Annotated in this window: 15 protein-coding genes; 9 read left to right on the top strand and 6 right to left on the bottom strand. The window is 44.9% G+C overall.

The window, feature by feature from the left end:
- Positions 1-117: 117 nt before the first annotated feature.
- Genes MHO32_RS16400 through MHO32_RS16390 form a run of 3 tightly spaced genes read left to right on the top strand, consistent with a single transcriptional unit; the run spans position 118 to position 2,224 of the window.
- A complete protein-coding gene (locus tag MHO32_RS16400; protein ID WP_239212966.1) occupies positions 118-1,662 on the top strand; it encodes a response regulator in 1,545 nt (514 codons plus the stop codon).
- 3 nt (positions 1,663-1,665) lie between these two features.
- Positions 1,666-2,004: an Hpt domain-containing protein gene (locus tag MHO32_RS16395; protein ID WP_005447056.1), complete on the top strand. Its 339-nt coding sequence runs from the start codon at positions 1,666-1,668 to the stop codon at positions 2,002-2,004.
- Between the two features lie 40 nt (positions 2,005-2,044).
- On the top strand, positions 2,045-2,224 hold the full coding sequence (locus tag MHO32_RS16390) for a hypothetical protein (protein ID WP_005447058.1): 180 nt from the start codon (positions 2,045-2,047) through the stop codon (positions 2,222-2,224).
- Positions 2,225-2,364: 140 nt separating this feature from the next.
- Here MHO32_RS16390 and MHO32_RS16385 read toward each other — a convergent pair whose 3' ends face one another.
- Complete coding sequence (locus MHO32_RS16385) at positions 2,365-2,724, bottom strand: MazG nucleotide pyrophosphohydrolase domain-containing protein (protein WP_239212965.1); 360 nt, start codon at positions 2,722-2,724, stop codon at positions 2,365-2,367.
- Positions 2,725-3,037: 313 nt separating this feature from the next.
- Here MHO32_RS16385 and gloA point away from each other — a divergent pair, with 313 nt between their 5' ends.
- Both gloA and MHO32_RS16375 read left to right on the top strand, forming a co-directional pair.
- A complete protein-coding gene (gene gloA, locus MHO32_RS16380; RefSeq protein WP_009699026.1) occupies positions 3,038-3,424 on the top strand; it encodes a lactoylglutathione lyase in 387 nt (128 codons plus the stop codon).
- An 11-nt stretch (positions 3,425-3,435) separates the two neighbouring features.
- Positions 3,436-4,536 carry an alkene reductase gene (locus tag MHO32_RS16375; RefSeq protein WP_047515907.1) on the top strand — a complete coding sequence of 367 codons (1,101 nt, stop codon included), beginning with the start codon at positions 3,436-3,438 and terminating at the stop codon, positions 4,534-4,536.
- A gap of 148 nt (positions 4,537-4,684) precedes the next feature.
- On the opposite strand, the gene MHO32_RS16370 is transcribed toward MHO32_RS16375, so the two are convergent.
- Positions 4,685-4,960 carry a nitrogenase-stabilizing/protective protein NifW gene (locus MHO32_RS16370; RefSeq protein WP_005441361.1) on the bottom strand — a complete coding sequence of 92 codons (276 nt, stop codon included), beginning with the start codon at positions 4,958-4,960 and terminating at the stop codon, positions 4,685-4,687.
- A 255-nt stretch (positions 4,961-5,215) separates the two neighbouring features.
- Between MHO32_RS16370 and MHO32_RS16365 the strand changes: the two genes are divergently transcribed.
- Entirely contained in the window at positions 5,216-7,063 is a 1,848-nt protein-coding gene (locus MHO32_RS16365) for an acyltransferase family protein (protein ID WP_239213022.1), read from the top strand.
- A 321-nt stretch (positions 7,064-7,384) separates the two neighbouring features.
- Here MHO32_RS16365 and MHO32_RS16360 read toward each other — a convergent pair whose 3' ends face one another.
- From MHO32_RS16360 to MHO32_RS16350, 3 genes are all read right to left on the bottom strand, one after another.
- Positions 7,385-7,855 (bottom strand): RES family NAD+ phosphorylase, encoded by a 471-nt coding sequence (locus tag MHO32_RS16360; RefSeq protein ID WP_005447071.1) that lies wholly within the window; start codon positions 7,853-7,855, stop codon positions 7,385-7,387.
- Position 7,856: 1 nt separating this feature from the next.
- Positions 7,857-8,309: a type II RES/Xre toxin-antitoxin system antitoxin gene (parS, locus tag MHO32_RS16355; protein WP_005426938.1), complete on the bottom strand. Its 453-nt coding sequence runs from the start codon at positions 8,307-8,309 to the stop codon at positions 7,857-7,859.
- A 113-nt stretch (positions 8,310-8,422) separates the two neighbouring features.
- The gene (locus MHO32_RS16350; protein WP_239212964.1) at positions 8,423-9,964 is read right to left on the bottom strand and encodes a glutamate synthase-related protein; all 1,542 of its coding nucleotides are present in this window, start codon (positions 9,962-9,964) and stop codon (positions 8,423-8,425) included.
- A 129-nt stretch (positions 9,965-10,093) separates the two neighbouring features.
- On the opposite strand from MHO32_RS16350, the gene MHO32_RS16345 reads away from it, so the two are divergent.
- On the top strand, positions 10,094-10,573 hold the full coding sequence (locus MHO32_RS16345) for an aminoacyl-tRNA deacylase (RefSeq protein WP_239212963.1): 480 nt from the start codon (positions 10,094-10,096) through the stop codon (positions 10,571-10,573).
- Positions 10,574-10,660: 87 nt separating this feature from the next.
- Here the strand turns inward: MHO32_RS16345 and MHO32_RS16340 are convergent, their stop codons facing one another.
- Entirely contained in the window at positions 10,661-11,638 is a 978-nt protein-coding gene (locus MHO32_RS16340; RefSeq protein WP_239212962.1) for a ribonuclease Z, read from the bottom strand.
- A gap of 468 nt (positions 11,639-12,106) precedes the next feature.
- Between MHO32_RS16340 and MHO32_RS16335 the strand changes: the two genes are divergently transcribed.
- Both MHO32_RS16335 and MHO32_RS16330 read left to right on the top strand, forming a co-directional pair.
- Entirely contained in the window at positions 12,107-13,393 is a 1,287-nt protein-coding gene (locus tag MHO32_RS16335; protein WP_239212961.1) for an outer membrane protein transport protein, read from the top strand.
- Between the two features lie 45 nt (positions 13,394-13,438).
- Positions 13,439-16,156: an SO2930 family diheme c-type cytochrome gene (locus MHO32_RS16330; protein ID WP_239212960.1), complete on the top strand. Its 2,718-nt coding sequence runs from the start codon at positions 13,439-13,441 to the stop codon at positions 16,154-16,156.
- Positions 16,157-16,355: the final 199 nt, after the last annotated feature.

The raw sequence follows: 16,355 nt of genomic DNA, 5'->3' as shown, positions 1-16,355 counted from the left end.
ACAAAAGTTGATGAGGGGCATATCGCCCCTTATTTTAACGTAAAAGCGCTTGCCTTTATGCAAACTGATGACTAATTTTATTTTAGAGTGTGCTAATCCGTATAAATAGGTAGAAGTTTGACCACAGGGAAGATCGAAGTCGATAACATCAGCATTTTAGTCATTGATGACTGTTCAACCTCTTCAACGTTGATCAAGCATCAACTCGTCTCGCTGGGAGCCAAAATATCCAACATTACCTGCGTTAACAATGCGCAGCAGGCGTTGAGTGCTACTAAGACTCGCTTTTACTCGTTCATCATTATGGATTATCACCTGTCTTCTAAGTTGACCGGGCTTGATCTAATTAACCTGATGAGTCGAGCGAAATTGATATCAGACACAACAGCCGTGCTTATGATATCTGGTGACGCTACGCAAGAAACCGTGCTCACTGCGCTTTCTGGTCGTGTTAGACATCTACTTACTAAGCCGCTTCAGACAAAAGCACTACAAACTAAAATGCTCACTGCTTTACAAGAGCAGCATCACCTTGCTGAAGTAAAACAATACCTTAGCAAAGTTTCAGTGCTTTCTCTCAATGACGTTGCGCAACTGCATAAGAAATACGCGACCAGTGTTTGTGTTGAATCACTCTTAATTGATACTTTGATTGAAGCGAAACAGTTTGAGGTACTAGAGAACTTCCTTCCTTTTTGCAACGACAAAGAACACGCGAGTCGAATTTGTGCTGAAGCATTCCTACTTCACCAAAAAGGTAAGATCCGTGAAGCTGTTGAAGTCCTTGCAAATTACGTCACACACAATCCGCTTTGCTTAAGGGCTATCGATAATCTTGTCGGGCTTTATGAAACCTTAGGGCAACACAATAACGCCTCTATACTTGCAAACCGAGCCTTTGAACTCACCCCTAGTAGCAGTGCAAGACTGATTACTGTATCTAGGGTTCTGTCAAAACTCGCTCAGTTCGAGCGACTGTACGACGTTGGTTACCTTTACGCATCCAATGTTTCATCCACGGATACTCAGTGGCTCGCTGCGATGAATACTTATGTCGACTTGATTAGTGAATATTTTAAGACGCTCACTAATGCAAATGACAAAAAGAAAGTACTCCTAAAGCTCAATGAATTTTGTTTGCTCGCTGAGAAACAACTCAATCGTAACCAACAAGTCGATTTAGCCGCTTTTAAGCAGATGATGCAATGTAAGCTTCTTTTACTAGAATCACGTCCGGAGTACGCTCATAGAAAGCTAATGCACTCACTTAGCTACTACTACGCAACGCCGAACAAAGCACCTTTACTGCTATTAAAACAAGCTATTCCTTTGATGGACTTTTTCGGCGAGTTTGCTATCAAGCGTTGCTTGTTAACCTTACTTGCAGCGAAGTCAGGAACCGCTTTAAAACTCAGCGAACAAAAGAACTCCGATGAAGAGACGTTAGGCAAAAGATACCCTTTCTCAGTCGAGATGCGCCTCAAGCGGCTATCGGATAACAACATTGAAGCGACAGACATCATTTTGGATGAGAGCATTGAATTCCTTTCTCAGCGTCCACTACCACCAAATTGGTCTAACTGGCTCAAAGATTATCTTTCGGGATCGTATTCGACCCAGTTACCAATACCTTTTAACTTACAAGCCACACAGTGGAGATGAATAATGATCAATTTCGAAGTGTTGAATACCTACATGGACAACGATGTAGACATTATCTTTGCTGTTTTCTCAACTTACATGGAAGACTACGAAGATGGATTAGAAAGAATCAACCAACTCAACGCAGAGCAGAACTGGGGGGACTTATTCTTATTATCACACAGCTTAAAAGGCATCCTTTCTAGCTTTGGAGAAGAGTCAGCTGTAACCGCATTGAGCAACATTGAGGAGCACACAAGAGACAATATCGCACCGGATAGCGGGGATCTAGCTATAGTTAATAAAGAGCTGGTGACGATAAACCAGCAAATAACAGATTACTTATCAAACATGGATCAGTAACAACACTATAAAAAATATACGTTAATTGGAATGCTAGGCTATGAATAACACGAATTTTAAAGAGTTGATAGATTCACTTAAGGATCTGACTCCAACTCAAAAAAAATACTTAATAAGTCAAACTCAACTCTCTTTGGACGAAAGCGAACTTCTTAAAAACAAGGACTTACTTACACCCGAAGAGCTTGAGCTTTTGCTTGCAGTGACAAACGCGAAGTGAAAGCGAGACGTTAGAAACTAACCTACTCATTAGTTTACTTTAATGCTCTAGTTCACTTTGATTTCTAACTAGGGGTAAGCGAGCCTTACCCCTAGTTTTTATCAAATAGACACCCATCTTGAGGTTACTTGGGTATAGGCTTAATTTTCATTCATCTTGCCTTGGTATTCTTGCTGTAGCTTTTCCTTTTGATCTGCTTTTACTTCCGCCCAGCTTCCGTTGTTTTCAATCGCTGTCACCCGAGCTTGGTATTTCTCTACTGCTCGATTTAAAACAGAATAAGGGTCAATGCCCTGCTCTTTTTCTAACGCCATCAGGATATTTAAGTAGTTCCACAACACATCGCCAAGTTCATCTTCTAGATAACACAGACGCTCTTTAGCGATCTCTTCGCTGACTTCTTCAAGCTCTTTGTGTAGCGCATCAAAATACGTTTCTGAGCCTCTATACCAAGTGTTGTTCTTGTCGTATTCAGCTTTGCGCTGAGCAATGTCAAACAAGGCTTTAAAGCTCTGCTCTCCATTGCTTTCTCCTCTTTACACCAAGATTTGTGCTTTCAATTAGATAGTCACTCACTCTAAGTAATTTAAATTCAAAAAGAAAGCATCCGTTATTCACCTCATCTTTTTCAGTATCATCACAAACAAAGTGAACTTAAAGCCTCTCATTAATAACAATATGTTATGCAATCAATAACCAATGATAATTTCATGTTTTCAAGGTTAGCCATTATCTTAATCTCAATGACGTTGTTTGTTGGGGCACGGTTGTTGTTCGAACAACACCTAACAAGCCGAGATAAGAAGGTTAAATATGAAATTTCTTCACACTATGATCCGCGTTGCTGATCTAGATAAGTCCATTGAGTTTTACACCAAAGTTCTTGGTATGAGCGAGCTTGATCGCTTCGAGAACACGGAATACCGCTACACGCTCGTATTTGTGGGCAACGCAGACCAACCAGACAGCGCGACGATTGAGCTGACTTACAACTGGGACACAGACAGTTATGACCTAGGTAATGCGTTCGGTCACATGGCATTAGGTTGTGAAGATATTTACGCTGCATGCGACAAAATCAAAGCACTTGGTGGCAATGTCGCTCGTGAACCCGGCCCAATGAAAGGCGGTGAAACTCACATCGCATTCATCAAAGACCCTGACGGTTACCAAATCGAATTGATTCAAACAAGCAAATAACGAGGTTAGTCATGAAAGATACATTGTTTCAACCTGTACAACTTGGTTCTCTAACGCTTCAGAACCGTATCGTTATGCCGCCAATGACTCGCTCTCGTGCAAGCCAACCTGGTAACGTCGCAAACGACATGATGGCTGAGTACTATGCACAGCGCGCATCTGCGGGCTTGATTGTTGCAGAAGGCACACAGATTTCACCGATGGGTCAAGGTTACGCTTGGACTCCGGGTATTTACAGCCAAGAACAAATCGCAGGTTGGAAAAAAGTCACTGACGCTGTACACGCAAAAGGCGGTGCGATCTTCGCTCAGCTTTGGCACGTAGGCCGTGTAACTCACCCTGACAATATCGGTGGCGAACAACCAATTTCTTCTTCTGCACTAAAAGCAGAAAACGTGAAAGTGTTTATCGATAACGGCACGGATGAACCTGGTTTCGTTGACGTGGTAGAACCGCGTGAGATGACGAAAGAAGACATCAAAGTGGTTATCGAAGAGTACCGTCAAGCGGCATTGAATGCGATTGAAGCGGGCTTTGATGGCATCGAGCTGCACGCAGCAAACGGTTACCTTGTAAACCAGTTCATCGATTCTGAAGCAAACAACCGTACAGATGAATACGGTGGTTCAGTTGAAAACCGTCTACGTTTTTTGGGGGAAGTGGTTGAAGCGATGACTCAAGCGATTGGTGCTGATCGCGTTGGTGTTCGTCTTGCTCCGTTTACGTCACTAAACGGTACTGTAGATAAAACACCAGTAGAAACTTACACAGCTGCTGCGACACTGCTTGATAAGCTAAACGTTGTTTACATGCACATTGCAGAAGTAGACTGGGATGACGCACCAGATACGCCTGCTGAGTTCAAAACAGCCGTTCGTGAAGCTTACAAAGGCACTATCATTTATGCTGGTCGCTACAACACAGAGAAAGCGGCTGAAGCTCTAGAAAGTGGCTTGGCAGATATGGTTGGCTTTGGTCGTCCGTTCATCGCGAACCCTGACCTACCGAACCGTATCAAGAACGATTACCCGCTAGCGGCTCACGATCCTGCGACGCTGTTTGGTGGTAACGAAAAAGGTCTGTTGGATTACCCAACTTACCAAGCAAACTAAATTGTTTCGCTTGCCTAGTTCAGCCGACTTATTTGAATAGGCAAGTTGAATAGACAAAAACCCCGCAGATACGTTGGAGTGCATCTGCGGGGTTTCTTTTTGGCGTCCGGTGTTGTCTGACATTATGGCTTGGGTATTGAAATGGGTTCTAACGACGCTGACAAGAAGTGCAACCACGACAAGCCGAGCGTGTGGTTTTATCCAACAAACTTCGCTGCACTTTGCAGTATGCGTTCTTTAATGCACGGCGAGCCGCAAACCAATCTTCAGGCTTAGTCAGAATCAAATAGCCATTGAAGCGCTTCACTAACTCCACTCTGTGTTTATCAATAAAGCGGCTGTCAAAACCAATATCGAAGTAATCCAAAGCTTCTTCGATACAAGTAAAGCTAGCAATCTTGGCTTGAATATCGTTTTGGCTCATAGCCTCGTTTCTGAGTTTGTTCACTTAGCTTTCAGTATAAAAACTTCCGTTCAATCGTTCTTTGATTTACATCCGTAGCACGTCATTTTGCTAGAAACCGCCGAGTTTTAAATTTTCAAAATGAAAATCAATATAAGAAGTCACCCAGTAAAACTCTTCTCATCTTCAGAATGCTATTTAACCCACTGATTTTATGAGCCTAATTTTTGGTGCGCATTTTGCGTTAGTGAGTTTGTTGACTAGGGAGAGATGATGATGACTTACCGAGCAGAAATAGATGGATTAAGAGCGATTGCCGTCATATTGGTGATCTTCTTCCACGCAGACATCGAAGCGTTTGCTGGTGGCTTTATCGGCGTAGACGTGTTCTTCGTGATCAGTGGATATTTAATTACCACAATTGTGATAAACGACTTAGATAAGAACCAATTCAGCCTTGCTGATTTCTATGAGCGCCGTATTCGTCGGATTCTCCCCTTACTGCTGTTGGTTATTGCAGTTTGTTACCTACTCTCTTGGTGGCTGTTCCTTCCACATGCACACAAAGAGGTGGGCGAGTTTTCTGTGTCTTCCATTCTGTCCGCTTCTAATGTTTTGCTTTACCTCAAAGGGCACAATTATTTTGGGCTGGAAGAACAAGCCAATCCGCTCTTTCATACTTGGAGCTTAGGTGTAGAAGAACAATACTACATTGTAATTCCACTTCTGCTTATGCTTCTGGCACGTGGCAAGCTCATATCTTACCTCACCTTCTTCATTGCGGTGTTTGCACTAAGCCTGATGACTATTTGGTACGCCAGTGGTGACCCTGATTTCGCCTTTTACATGATTTTCTCTCGTGCGTGGGAACTGGCGGCGGGCTCTCTGATTGCCCTAGTGATGCGCAAAACCGTCATCAAACCCAACAACACCATAGCTATGATTGGTTTAACCCTAGTTCTCGCCTCTGCTTTGTTATTTGACAAATCAAAAGACGGCGCCGGGCTCATGCTGTTAATCCCAGTGATTGGCACCGCACTTATCATCTTGTTCTCATCCAAAGACAACACGCTGGGTAAAGCTCTAAGCCTCAAATCAGTGGTTTTTGTTGGGTTGATCAGCTACAGCCTTTATTTGTGGCACATTCCTTTGTTGGTTTTTTATCGCTACGCACTTACTGCCGGACAAGAGTTCAGCCTCGCGTTTTATCTAGTGGCTCTATTTGCCTTTTCTTACCTTACTTGGCGCTTTGTTGAAAAGCCTTTCCGTAGCCGCAAGAAAATCGGCATGAGCACACTTGCTACTTCACTTGTGTTAGTCACCCTGCCGCTGCTTGCTTTTGGTGTCGTCGGTCATAAAAATGGAGGCTTTCCAGACCGTAGTGCGTTTTTCGAAGCCATGCGCGTAAACAATGGCTACGGCATTGCATGTAATGGTAATACAACCATCAACGAAACTTGTTCATCATCTTCAGAACCTACTGTCGCAGTGTTGGGTAACAGTCACAGCATGGTCTTTGTTCAGCAGCTCTCAAATGACACACCTACGGGAGTTGTCCAGCTTACGCAAGATTCTTGTGCGATCGGTTATGTCGACATGATTGCAGGAGTCACTAATCTATCTTGTCGAAGCTTCTTCACCGATGCAGTAGAAACCATTCAGAATACGCCTTCAATTCGACGCGTAGTGATTTCTTCTAACTTCAATAAAGAGCTCTCTAAGCAAGATTACCAAGCGTCGCTCACCCATCTTTTGAACGAGTTAGAAGACCGAGAGATTGTTGTTTTTGGTCCGACACCTTCTGCACCGCATGCTATTGGCGAATGCTTATGGAAAGCACAATTATTTGGTGACAACAAAGGCAATGAATGTGACTTTTCGCCAAAGCAGTCACACCCGCATCATGTAGCGACGCTGGCAACGTACTTTGACCAATTTGAACATGTCGAGTTTGTCGATCTTACTAACTACATCTGCCAACAGGACAAATGCGCAATGAAAGTGGGCAGCAACAATGCCATGTACACCGATGCAAGCCACCTCTCTTACAAAGGCGCAGAAATTGTATTGAGTAGCTATCAGAAGGAGTTGAATGACAATCAACAGCTGACTGCTCAGCATTAACCCAATGGAAAAGAGAGAAAGAAAAGCTCAGCGTTAATCTAGGGTCTGTTGATCTTTTGAGCTGATTTTTGCAGCACTTTGTGGGAAATTTCTACAAGACAGAGGCTTTGAAGTGTAGCTAGCCTACATGAAAAGCCGATAACGCAGTAGAAATGAAGCACAAAGGCTGCCCGAAGGGTTCGGCTAGAATCGTTTTATGCTTTGTTAAGAAGCATTTACTTAGAATGACTAAGCTACATACTTCTTGCCGCGCCTAAAACGATTCTATCTCGAACAAAATTTAACCGCAAAAAATCAACAGACCCTAGTCTCTGAGCTTTTTTATTTGAAGATTCGTGGGTCGAAAGCAAAATCAAGCTTCTCTGCTTTCTTCAGGATGTCTTTCATCTTGGGATGGTTTGGATTGACAACGTAGTTGTTGTCACGAGGAGAAATTGTCGAAGGCACTTGCAGTGCAGCGAACTCAGGATGCGGATCGTTGAGAAACTGGTCGCCAATGTATTGTGTGGATTCACTAGCAGGAATGGAGCGCCAAGTGACCGGTAAGTCTTCTTCATCCAGTGCTGCAATTAAGTATTCCGGCATCTCGATACGATACAAATCGTAGAGCTTGGTTATCGCCGGATCGTTGTTTACATGAACGAAAACTTCTAGCGAGCAGAGAGATTCGGATTGAGAAAAGTACAGTGCTTCGGTTCCTTTGGAGTTCCATCGCCCACCGTATAACTTGGCACCGATTGGGCTAAATGGAGACTCAGAGAACTTCTTTTGAGTCAGTCGATAGAGCTTCATATTACGAGAATACCCCGTGCTCTAGTCGTCCAATCAAATCTTTGACGATTTCAAAATCAACCGTGGTTGAAACCATGTCTAATGGGCGCTTGCCACCCAAACCGTAAACATTTTCCCGCATCCAACCTAGTGCGCGTTCTTCATCATCAAACAGTTCTGTTGCTAGCTTAAGTAGCATCGCTAAACGATAGATGGCATCACTCTCTTGCGTGTTGAAGCGCTCTTCGTTTTTGAGTCGACGTTTGATGGTACTCACCGGGATCAATGTAACGTGTTGGAATTCGCTTTGAGAGAGCTTCACACGCTCGACGATATTACGGTATACCTTTGGCTCAAAGCCTTTATGAACCGCATCGGTACGACCGGTTTCGGCATCTTCAATGCCCAGCATAAACCAAAAGTTTGCCTTATGAGGCAGCTTCGGTTTAAAGCTTTTTAATGTTGCCGTTGCCATACTGAGCTCCTATAGACCAAATGGTCTTAATATTATGGTCCATATGAGCTCAATTATCAATCGCACAAATTGCAGCTACAGTAAAACAAGCTCTAATCAGAGCAAGAGAAACGTTAAGGCTTGTCTACGCCTGCGTATTTCACCCCAGAAAGCAACGCCATGTCGCGATTCCAAGTGGCGAGGTCGTGTTGATTAAACTTGCTGAGATCATCGTGCCCACACGCCCTTGCCATCACTTGCATCAACTCAACCGAGGCTTCAAAGAAGTTCTTCAATTGAACCGAGGCTTTATCCACATTCAACCGCTGTCTTAAGTCGGCTTTTTGCGTTGCAATGCCTGCTGGACAATTGTTGGTATTGCACATTCTCGCGGCTACACAACCTATCGACTGCATCGCACTGTTAGAAATCGCAACGCCATCTGCACCGAGCGCCATCGCTTTAACAAAGTCCATTGGAACACGCAGTCCGCCAGTGACAATTAACGTGACACGGTCACTCTTACCTTGTGCATCCAGATAGCGTCTTGCTCTAGCGAGAGCGGGAATGGTTGGCACGCTGATGTGATCACGGAACATAGCAGGCGCTGCGCCCGTACCTCCTCCACGACCATCCAAAATGATGTAGTCCGCACTGGCATCGAGTGCGAACTGAATGTCTTCTTCGATATGATTTGCACTGAGCTTAAAGCCTATCGGGATACCACCCGTCACTTCACGCACCCGATCTGCAAACTTTTTGAAATCTTCTGCGGTATGCAGATCTTTAAACGTCGGTGGTGAAATCGCAGATTGCCCTTCGGGAATGCCACGCACTTGCGATATTTTGCCCACATTTTTATTGGCAGGAAGATGACCACCAGTTCCTGTTTTTGCTCCCTGTCCACCTTTAAAGTGGAAAGCTTGAACATTGGGCAACTTAGATTCGTCGTAACCAAATTGCGCACTCGCCAGTTCATAGAAATAACGGGAGTTCGCCGCTTGTTCTTCTGGCAGCATGCCGCCTTCTCCAGAGCAAATTCCGGTTCCGGCTAACTCCGCACCTTTCGCGAGTGAGATTTTGGCTTCTTCTGATAACGCGCCAAAACTCATGTCAGAGACAAACAACGGAATTTTTAGTACCAGCGGCTTCTTCGCTTTTGGACCAATTACCAATTCGGTTTTGACCGGCACATCCTCCATCAGAGGTTTGGTTGCCATTTGTGCGACCATCATTTGCAGTTCATCCCAATGTGGCAATTGGTCTCTCGGCACCCCCATCGCCGTCATCGGTCCATGATGCCCTAACTTTGATAGCCCTTCTCTTGCCAATTGGTGAATAAACTCAACTGTGGGTTCTTCTTGCGTCGCCACTGCAATTGGGATTTCGTTATGTCCGGCTTGGATACCCGGACCTTCTTGTCCCACTTGCTCAGAGGTAAACTGCTTATGCGTCCCATCGCATAAAGGCGCATTTGCGGTGTGCTTACACTGACACAGATACGCATCTTCATCCTTTTCAGCGACAAAACTCATGGGTTTAAAATCGGTTCCGGCGTGGGAGCCATCACAATAAGGTTGGTTCTTAGATCGCCCGCATCGACAAAAGTAATATTCTTGCCCTTGCACAAGCTCAACTTTGATGGGTTTGTTATCCGCTATTACTGGTTTGCTCATTTTGCTTCCCTTTTTCAATGCCATACTCTGTGGTTGGCTTTCAGTAAGCGTAGAACAGCTCAAGTAAAGCGTCAGGGGAATAGAGATTTACCTATACTTTATGTGGGTCTCAACACTCTGGAGGCTAACATGACCATGTCAACCCGGCTCGACCACTATTTGACTGAACATCATATTCACTTTCAAACCGTGAATCACAGTCATAGTAATAGTTCGCTGCAAAGCGGTGTTGCAGCGGGTATCCCTCTCAATAACTTGGCAAAAGGCGTGATTTTGGAAGATCACCAAGGTCGTCATATGATGGCTGTCTTGCCTGCGAATAATAAAATCAGCTTGTCTCGATTGAATGACGAGCTCAACGCCTCTTTCCATTTAATCAAAGAAAGAGAAGTCTATCATTTGTTTACCGATTGCGATAACGGCGCGATACCTCCAGTGGGTAGCGCTTATCACATGGCAACCATTTGCGATGAAATGCTCGCCAATTTAGAGCATGTGTATTTGGAAGCAGGCGATCACGAAACCTTGATTAAGTTGGATAAAGAAGCGTTCCGTGAACTGATGGGAGAAAGTCGTTTTCTACGTTTTAGTAGTCAGGTATTTCATTAGTCTTAAGCTGCAATGAATGCAGTGCCTAGAACAAGTTGGCTCTTGTTGTGACGATTTCATTTTGAATTGCTTTCGCGACAAGAGCCTTTATTCGTCCTTATCCTTGGTGTCTTTAATCTCCTCAACCAAACCCGCCCTGTCAATTCGATAATGCGCGAGATCGTGAGCAAGAAAGAGATGACCAGAGTAAGCGGTTTGAGCTTCTTGTCGAATCTGCTCGATCGACACTTCCGCTTCAGGGCTGAATTGATAGCGAGGACTAAAATGAGTGAGAATCAAGCTCGGAACTTGTTTTGTCCGCGCATAACTGGCGACTTGTGAAGAATAAGCGTGACCAACTTCTCCCGCTCGCTCTTTCATCGCTTCTGAGTACGTTGATTCGTGTACCAACAGGTGCGCACCTTCAATTAGACTATCGAGCGTTTCTGGTTTGTCGTTATCACCACAAATAATCACCTTTCTCGATGGATGTGCAAGCTTAGTAAACGCCTTACTCATTAAGGTTTGACCTTGGTACTCCACATCATTACCCCGCACAAGTTCTCCCCAGATAGGTCCCCTCGGTATGTTCAATTGCTCAAGCTTATCGATATCTGGATACATACGAATGGTTGACTCTTCAAAACAGTAAGCAAAGCTAGGAACACGATGGGAAAGTGCAGTTGCGGTAATCGTAAACTGACCAATTTCAATCGAATCAAACTGCTCAACTTCGATGAAGTGAAGTTCAAATGGTAGATAGAGTTTGGTGAACGCCTGAGTCGCTTCAAACCACTGTTTAATCCCCTCTGGCGCAATGATCGTCAGAGGATCTTTGCGGTTATTCATGCCTGCACTGGCGAGCAAGCCCGGTAAACCATAGCAATGGTCACCGTGAATGTGAGTAATACAGATAGCTCGCAAGTAATTCAGTGATAACGGAGTGTGTAGCAATTGGTGCTGAGTCGCCTCTCCGCAGTCAATCAGAAACCACCCTTTTCCCTTGCTCTCCAGCAAAGCAATCGCAGAAACATTACGGGATTTAGTTGGAACCCCAGAAGACGTTCCTAAGAAATACAGCTCCATATGACTTCCCATTCCTTAAGTAAAAGCTCTAATTACTCATAAAGTTTAGCATTCGATCCAGTGATAAATTGTATGATTCTCACCGATTAGAGCACTAAGCCTCAAATACCAATTAAACACCTGTTTAAAACATTTGTACCAAAACTCATTTATTACCATTCGCTATTCTATAACACTTAAGCCACATTTTTTGAGTGGACATCAAACACCATAGGGCTGTTTCGTAAAACATCCACGATGTATAAATCGAGCTTAACTATAACATTTACAGATAGTTACACCCAAAACTACAAACCATTAGTTATATGAGATGGTAATAACAAATCCTGAAATTCAATGTTACAACTATGTTAATTGTTTTTATGCTTGAGTTGAGTGTTTAGCAAATAACCTACTCATCCCCTGTATAGCTTATTAGGCACTTTTATTTAAAACGCATCCTAAAAACACATGGAGTTTCAGAGTGATATGAAGACAAGGAATGCAAAACTCGCGCTTGCAATAGGTATAGCGCTCAGCTCCCCTAAGTTATACGCCGCTGGATTTCAATTATCCGAACATTCAGCCGCTGGTCTAGGGCGTGCCAATGCTGGCGAAGCCGCCATAGCAGACGGTGCATCAGTAGTCGCACATAACCCTGCAGCCATTACGATGTTCGATTCTTATCAATTGTCCGTAGGTGCTGCTTACATCATGCCAGAGGTTCGCGTAACCGGTAACGGACCTTCAGAATCCTTCAATAATCAGCTAACCAACAATGACGTCGTCGACAATGTGGTTGTGCCATCTTTTTATATCGCAGCCCCAATCAATGGCTCGTGGTCATGGGGGCTTGGCATCTTCACTGACTTTGGGTTGGCAACCGAATACCCTGATGACTATTTAGCCGGACCGATTGGTGGGGAAACCAGTTTAGAAACGATTAATTTTAACCCTACCATCGCCTACCGAATCAACGACGAGTTCAGTGTTGGTGTTGGCGCTAGCATTGTTTATGGTAAAGCCAAGCTAACACGTACGTTGGGTATTCTTGCCGATGCGATTAATGCTGATACGGGCGCAAATTTTGCTCGCACCGACGTGGCGAAATCACTCGATGGTGATGGCTGGGGTTACGGTTTTAACCTCGGCGCACTTTGGGAGATCAACGGAAAGCATCGTTTTGGATTAAGCTATCGCTCCAAAGTAGATGTGGATTTCGAAGGCGATTATTACTCAGACATCCCAAGTGCGATTTCGATGCCGGGTGAAACCGTGACGGGTGACCTAACCCTAAATCTGCCGAGCATTACTGAGTTCTCTGGTTTCCATCAGATTACCGATCCACTAGCTATTCACTACAGTGTGATGATGACGGGTTGGGATGTGTTTGAAGAAATCCGCGCCACCGTAGATGGGCAAGAAGTTCTGCAAAAGGATGAGAACTTCGAAAATGCCTTCAAATATGCGTTTGGGGCAACTTACCAACTTAACCCATCCTTCACTCTGCGCGCGGGTATTGCTTACGACGAAACGCCTAACGTGAATGACAAGAGCATCAGCTTGCCAGATTCCGACCGAATCAATTACAGCTTTGGTGCCACGTACGCCTTCAATCAAAACAGCCGAATCGACTTTGGATTCACCTTTATTGATGCCGAAGAAGTCACGTTCACTGAGCCGCTTGAGCCGCACGCTCTACCGGGTGTGGATATCGCCTATCGCTCTGAAGGTGATGCCTACATATACGGAATCCAATACAACCACTCTTTCTAATTATTCCTGACTGAGTCAATAACACTAATTACAGGGAAGCAAATCATGCACGGAATAAACAAAACGGTTGTCGCTGCACTCATCAGTTCCAGTCTTTTGATGGGTTGTAACAGTGACGATTATGACGAACCGCAAACCTCTAGCGGTTATGAATTATCTGAATACGGTACACCAGAATTATGTGGCAATGGTCAGGAATGGGCGAGCGCGGAACAAGTCACCGCGATTGAAAACCTGGTCGAACTTGCCGAAGACAACAGCGTGGTAACACTGCCCGCTGGTTGTTTCAAAATGAACAATCAATTGACGGTCGATTCGAAGAATAACCTCGTGTTACGTGGTGCTGGTATCGACCAAACCTACCTCGACTTCAGTGGCGTGGATGGCAAAGATGGTATTGCCATCAGTGGTGGTTCGAACATCACCGTATCCGATCTCCAAATTGCGGAAGCTTCTAAAAACGGTCTTAAAGCAGACGGGGTTGAAGGCATCATTATTCGTGATGTCGCGGCGGTTTGGCTCGAAGTGCCTCGTGCACGTGACGAAGATGGCAACCTACGCGGTACTTACGGCATCTATCCAGTAAAATCTCAAAACGTCTTGATTGAAGATACATGGAGTTACGGCAGTGCCGATGCAGGTATCTATGTGGGTCAAACCATCGGTGCGGTTATCCGTGACAACGTAGCGGAAAAGAACATCGCCGGTATCGAGATAGAAAACAGTTCGAATGTGGATGTTTACAACAACTTAGTGCTAGGAAACACGGGCGGCGTGCTGCTGTTTGACCTACCGGGCGCGACCACTATTGGTCGCTTAATTGATGATGTACGCATCTTTGATAACGTCATTCGTGACAACAACTTAGAGAACTACGTTGATACTACCTGTCAAAATGGGCTTGGCGGCTGTGGCGTGGTAGGCATCGTCCCTCCTGGTACTGGCGTCGTCATTCTGTCCGGACGTAATAGTGAGTTCTTCAACAACACGATTACTAACCACGACTCGATGGCACTTGCGATGACGAGTTACTTGTTGGTGAATGGCGATCCCAACGCTTACAGCCCACTCAATGGGACATCTGAAGGCAATGCCGTTATGCAGGGCTGGAACCCTGTTCCGACCAATATGTATTTCCATGACAACACCATTACCAACACGGGCGCCAATCCAAATGGTTCTCTGATTGAGGATATGATTTTAGCGTACACATTGAATCATCAAGCCTTCCCTGCTCTGTTTTATGATGGCGCGGGTGAGTCACTGATTCGTTCACAGATGTTTGCACCATTGCGTGATGCGCTCAACGGTATGACAGGAACAACCAACTGGAATTACCTTACCGAGTTTACCGATGCAGACAGCAACTGTTTAGTGAACAATGGCGCAAGTGTCGGTGTATTGGTTGATAACATGGACCCAACCGCCATTGGTCGTTATGCGGAAAACCCAGCCAATGCAGATTTCTTATACGAGAAAGAGCAAACAACGCTACTTACCGCTGGTTGTGATTCTAAGACGCCATTAGACATCAATACCGTCACAATTAATGGCGTGGTGTATGGCTACAATCAAACCGAAGACGGAGCGACGGATCCTGATAATCCAGATACACCAAACGGTATCGTCGGCAACGCAAGCTGCGCCCTAGATGACGTGACGGGTATTAACTGGGATGCGATTACTCGTGAAAGCGCGACATACGGTGAAAACTGTGTGAGCTTGTCGCAATACAATCTGTTTGAAGATGCCAAAGATCCAACACAAAATCTTAACTTAGCGGCATCTGCGAAAGGTACTTTGTATGAGATGAACGTTGAACTCTTTACTGACTATGCACGCAAATACCGCTTTGTAGTGATGCCGAACGAGGCTTCAGCAAGCTATCGTGAGCAAGAGGTGTTCGACTTCCCAGTAGGTACCGTGTTGATTAAAACCTTTGCGCTACCTTCAAGCACAGAGAATGCCCGTGGTGAAAACGAAGAGCTCATTGAAACTCGCCTATTGATTCGTCGTGACAGCGGTTGGATTGCCCTGCCTTACGTATGGAATGAAGACAAAACCGACGCTTACCTGACTGCCGTATCGGTACCCTTTGAGCGCAGCGTAGAACATAACGGCGAAACGCTTAATTTCACTTATGAAGTACCAAGCCGAAATGAGTGTACCTTGTGTCACAAAGTAGAATCTGATGTCTCCGATCCTACTGGTAACACACAGCCAAAAGGTTTCTCTCCTATTGGTCCTAAAGCTCGTAACCTAAACAGTGTTCAAGATGTCTCTGATGGCTCGCCAGTCAACCAACTTGTACATTGGGAAACGCTGGGGCTATTTACAGAAGCTTTACCAAATACACCAGAGAACTTACCTAAGACCCCTGTCTTTGATACCGAAGCGGGAGCAAGTAATCTAACGGATACTGAGCTACTGGATTACGCCAAAGCGTACCTTGATGTGAACTGTGCGCACTGCCACCGCACCGAAGGCAAAGCGGCGAGTAATCCATTCAAGTTTGAATACTGGCGTGAAGGGATCAGCGAAATGGGGATTTGCGCTCGTGGTATCACCTTCCACAAAGGTCCATCTCCGTATGTGATTGTACCGGGTGATCCAGAAAACTCTGTGCTGCACTACCGCATCAATGTCGACAACGGAAATATGATGCCAGAACTAGGCAGACACGTTGTTCACGATGAAGGTGTTCAGTTAATTGCCGATTGGATTAACTCGATTGATACCACAGGCTGGAGCTGTGTGGAGTAATAATATCAATGGCTACCAAGTGTTTAAGTAACCATTAACTTACTTCAACTAGCCGTATTATACCCAAGTAACCTCGAGATGCTAGGTTCAGCGAGACTGGCTTGGTTTGTAGACGCGGCGGCGATTTAAAGGTTTAGTGGGTCTAAATCAAGAATCGACAACAAAGTATACAAGCCAAGGCAGCTCGCCCTTTGGGAGC

The sequence above is a fragment of the Vibrio sp. MMH1-50 genome (assembly GCF_022347645.1).
GTDB classification, from domain to species: Bacteria; Pseudomonadota; Gammaproteobacteria; order Enterobacterales; family Vibrionaceae; genus Vibrio; species Vibrio harveyi.
The sequence above is the reverse complement of the archived record's forward strand: the minus strand, read 5'-3'. Positions and strand labels throughout refer to the sequence as shown.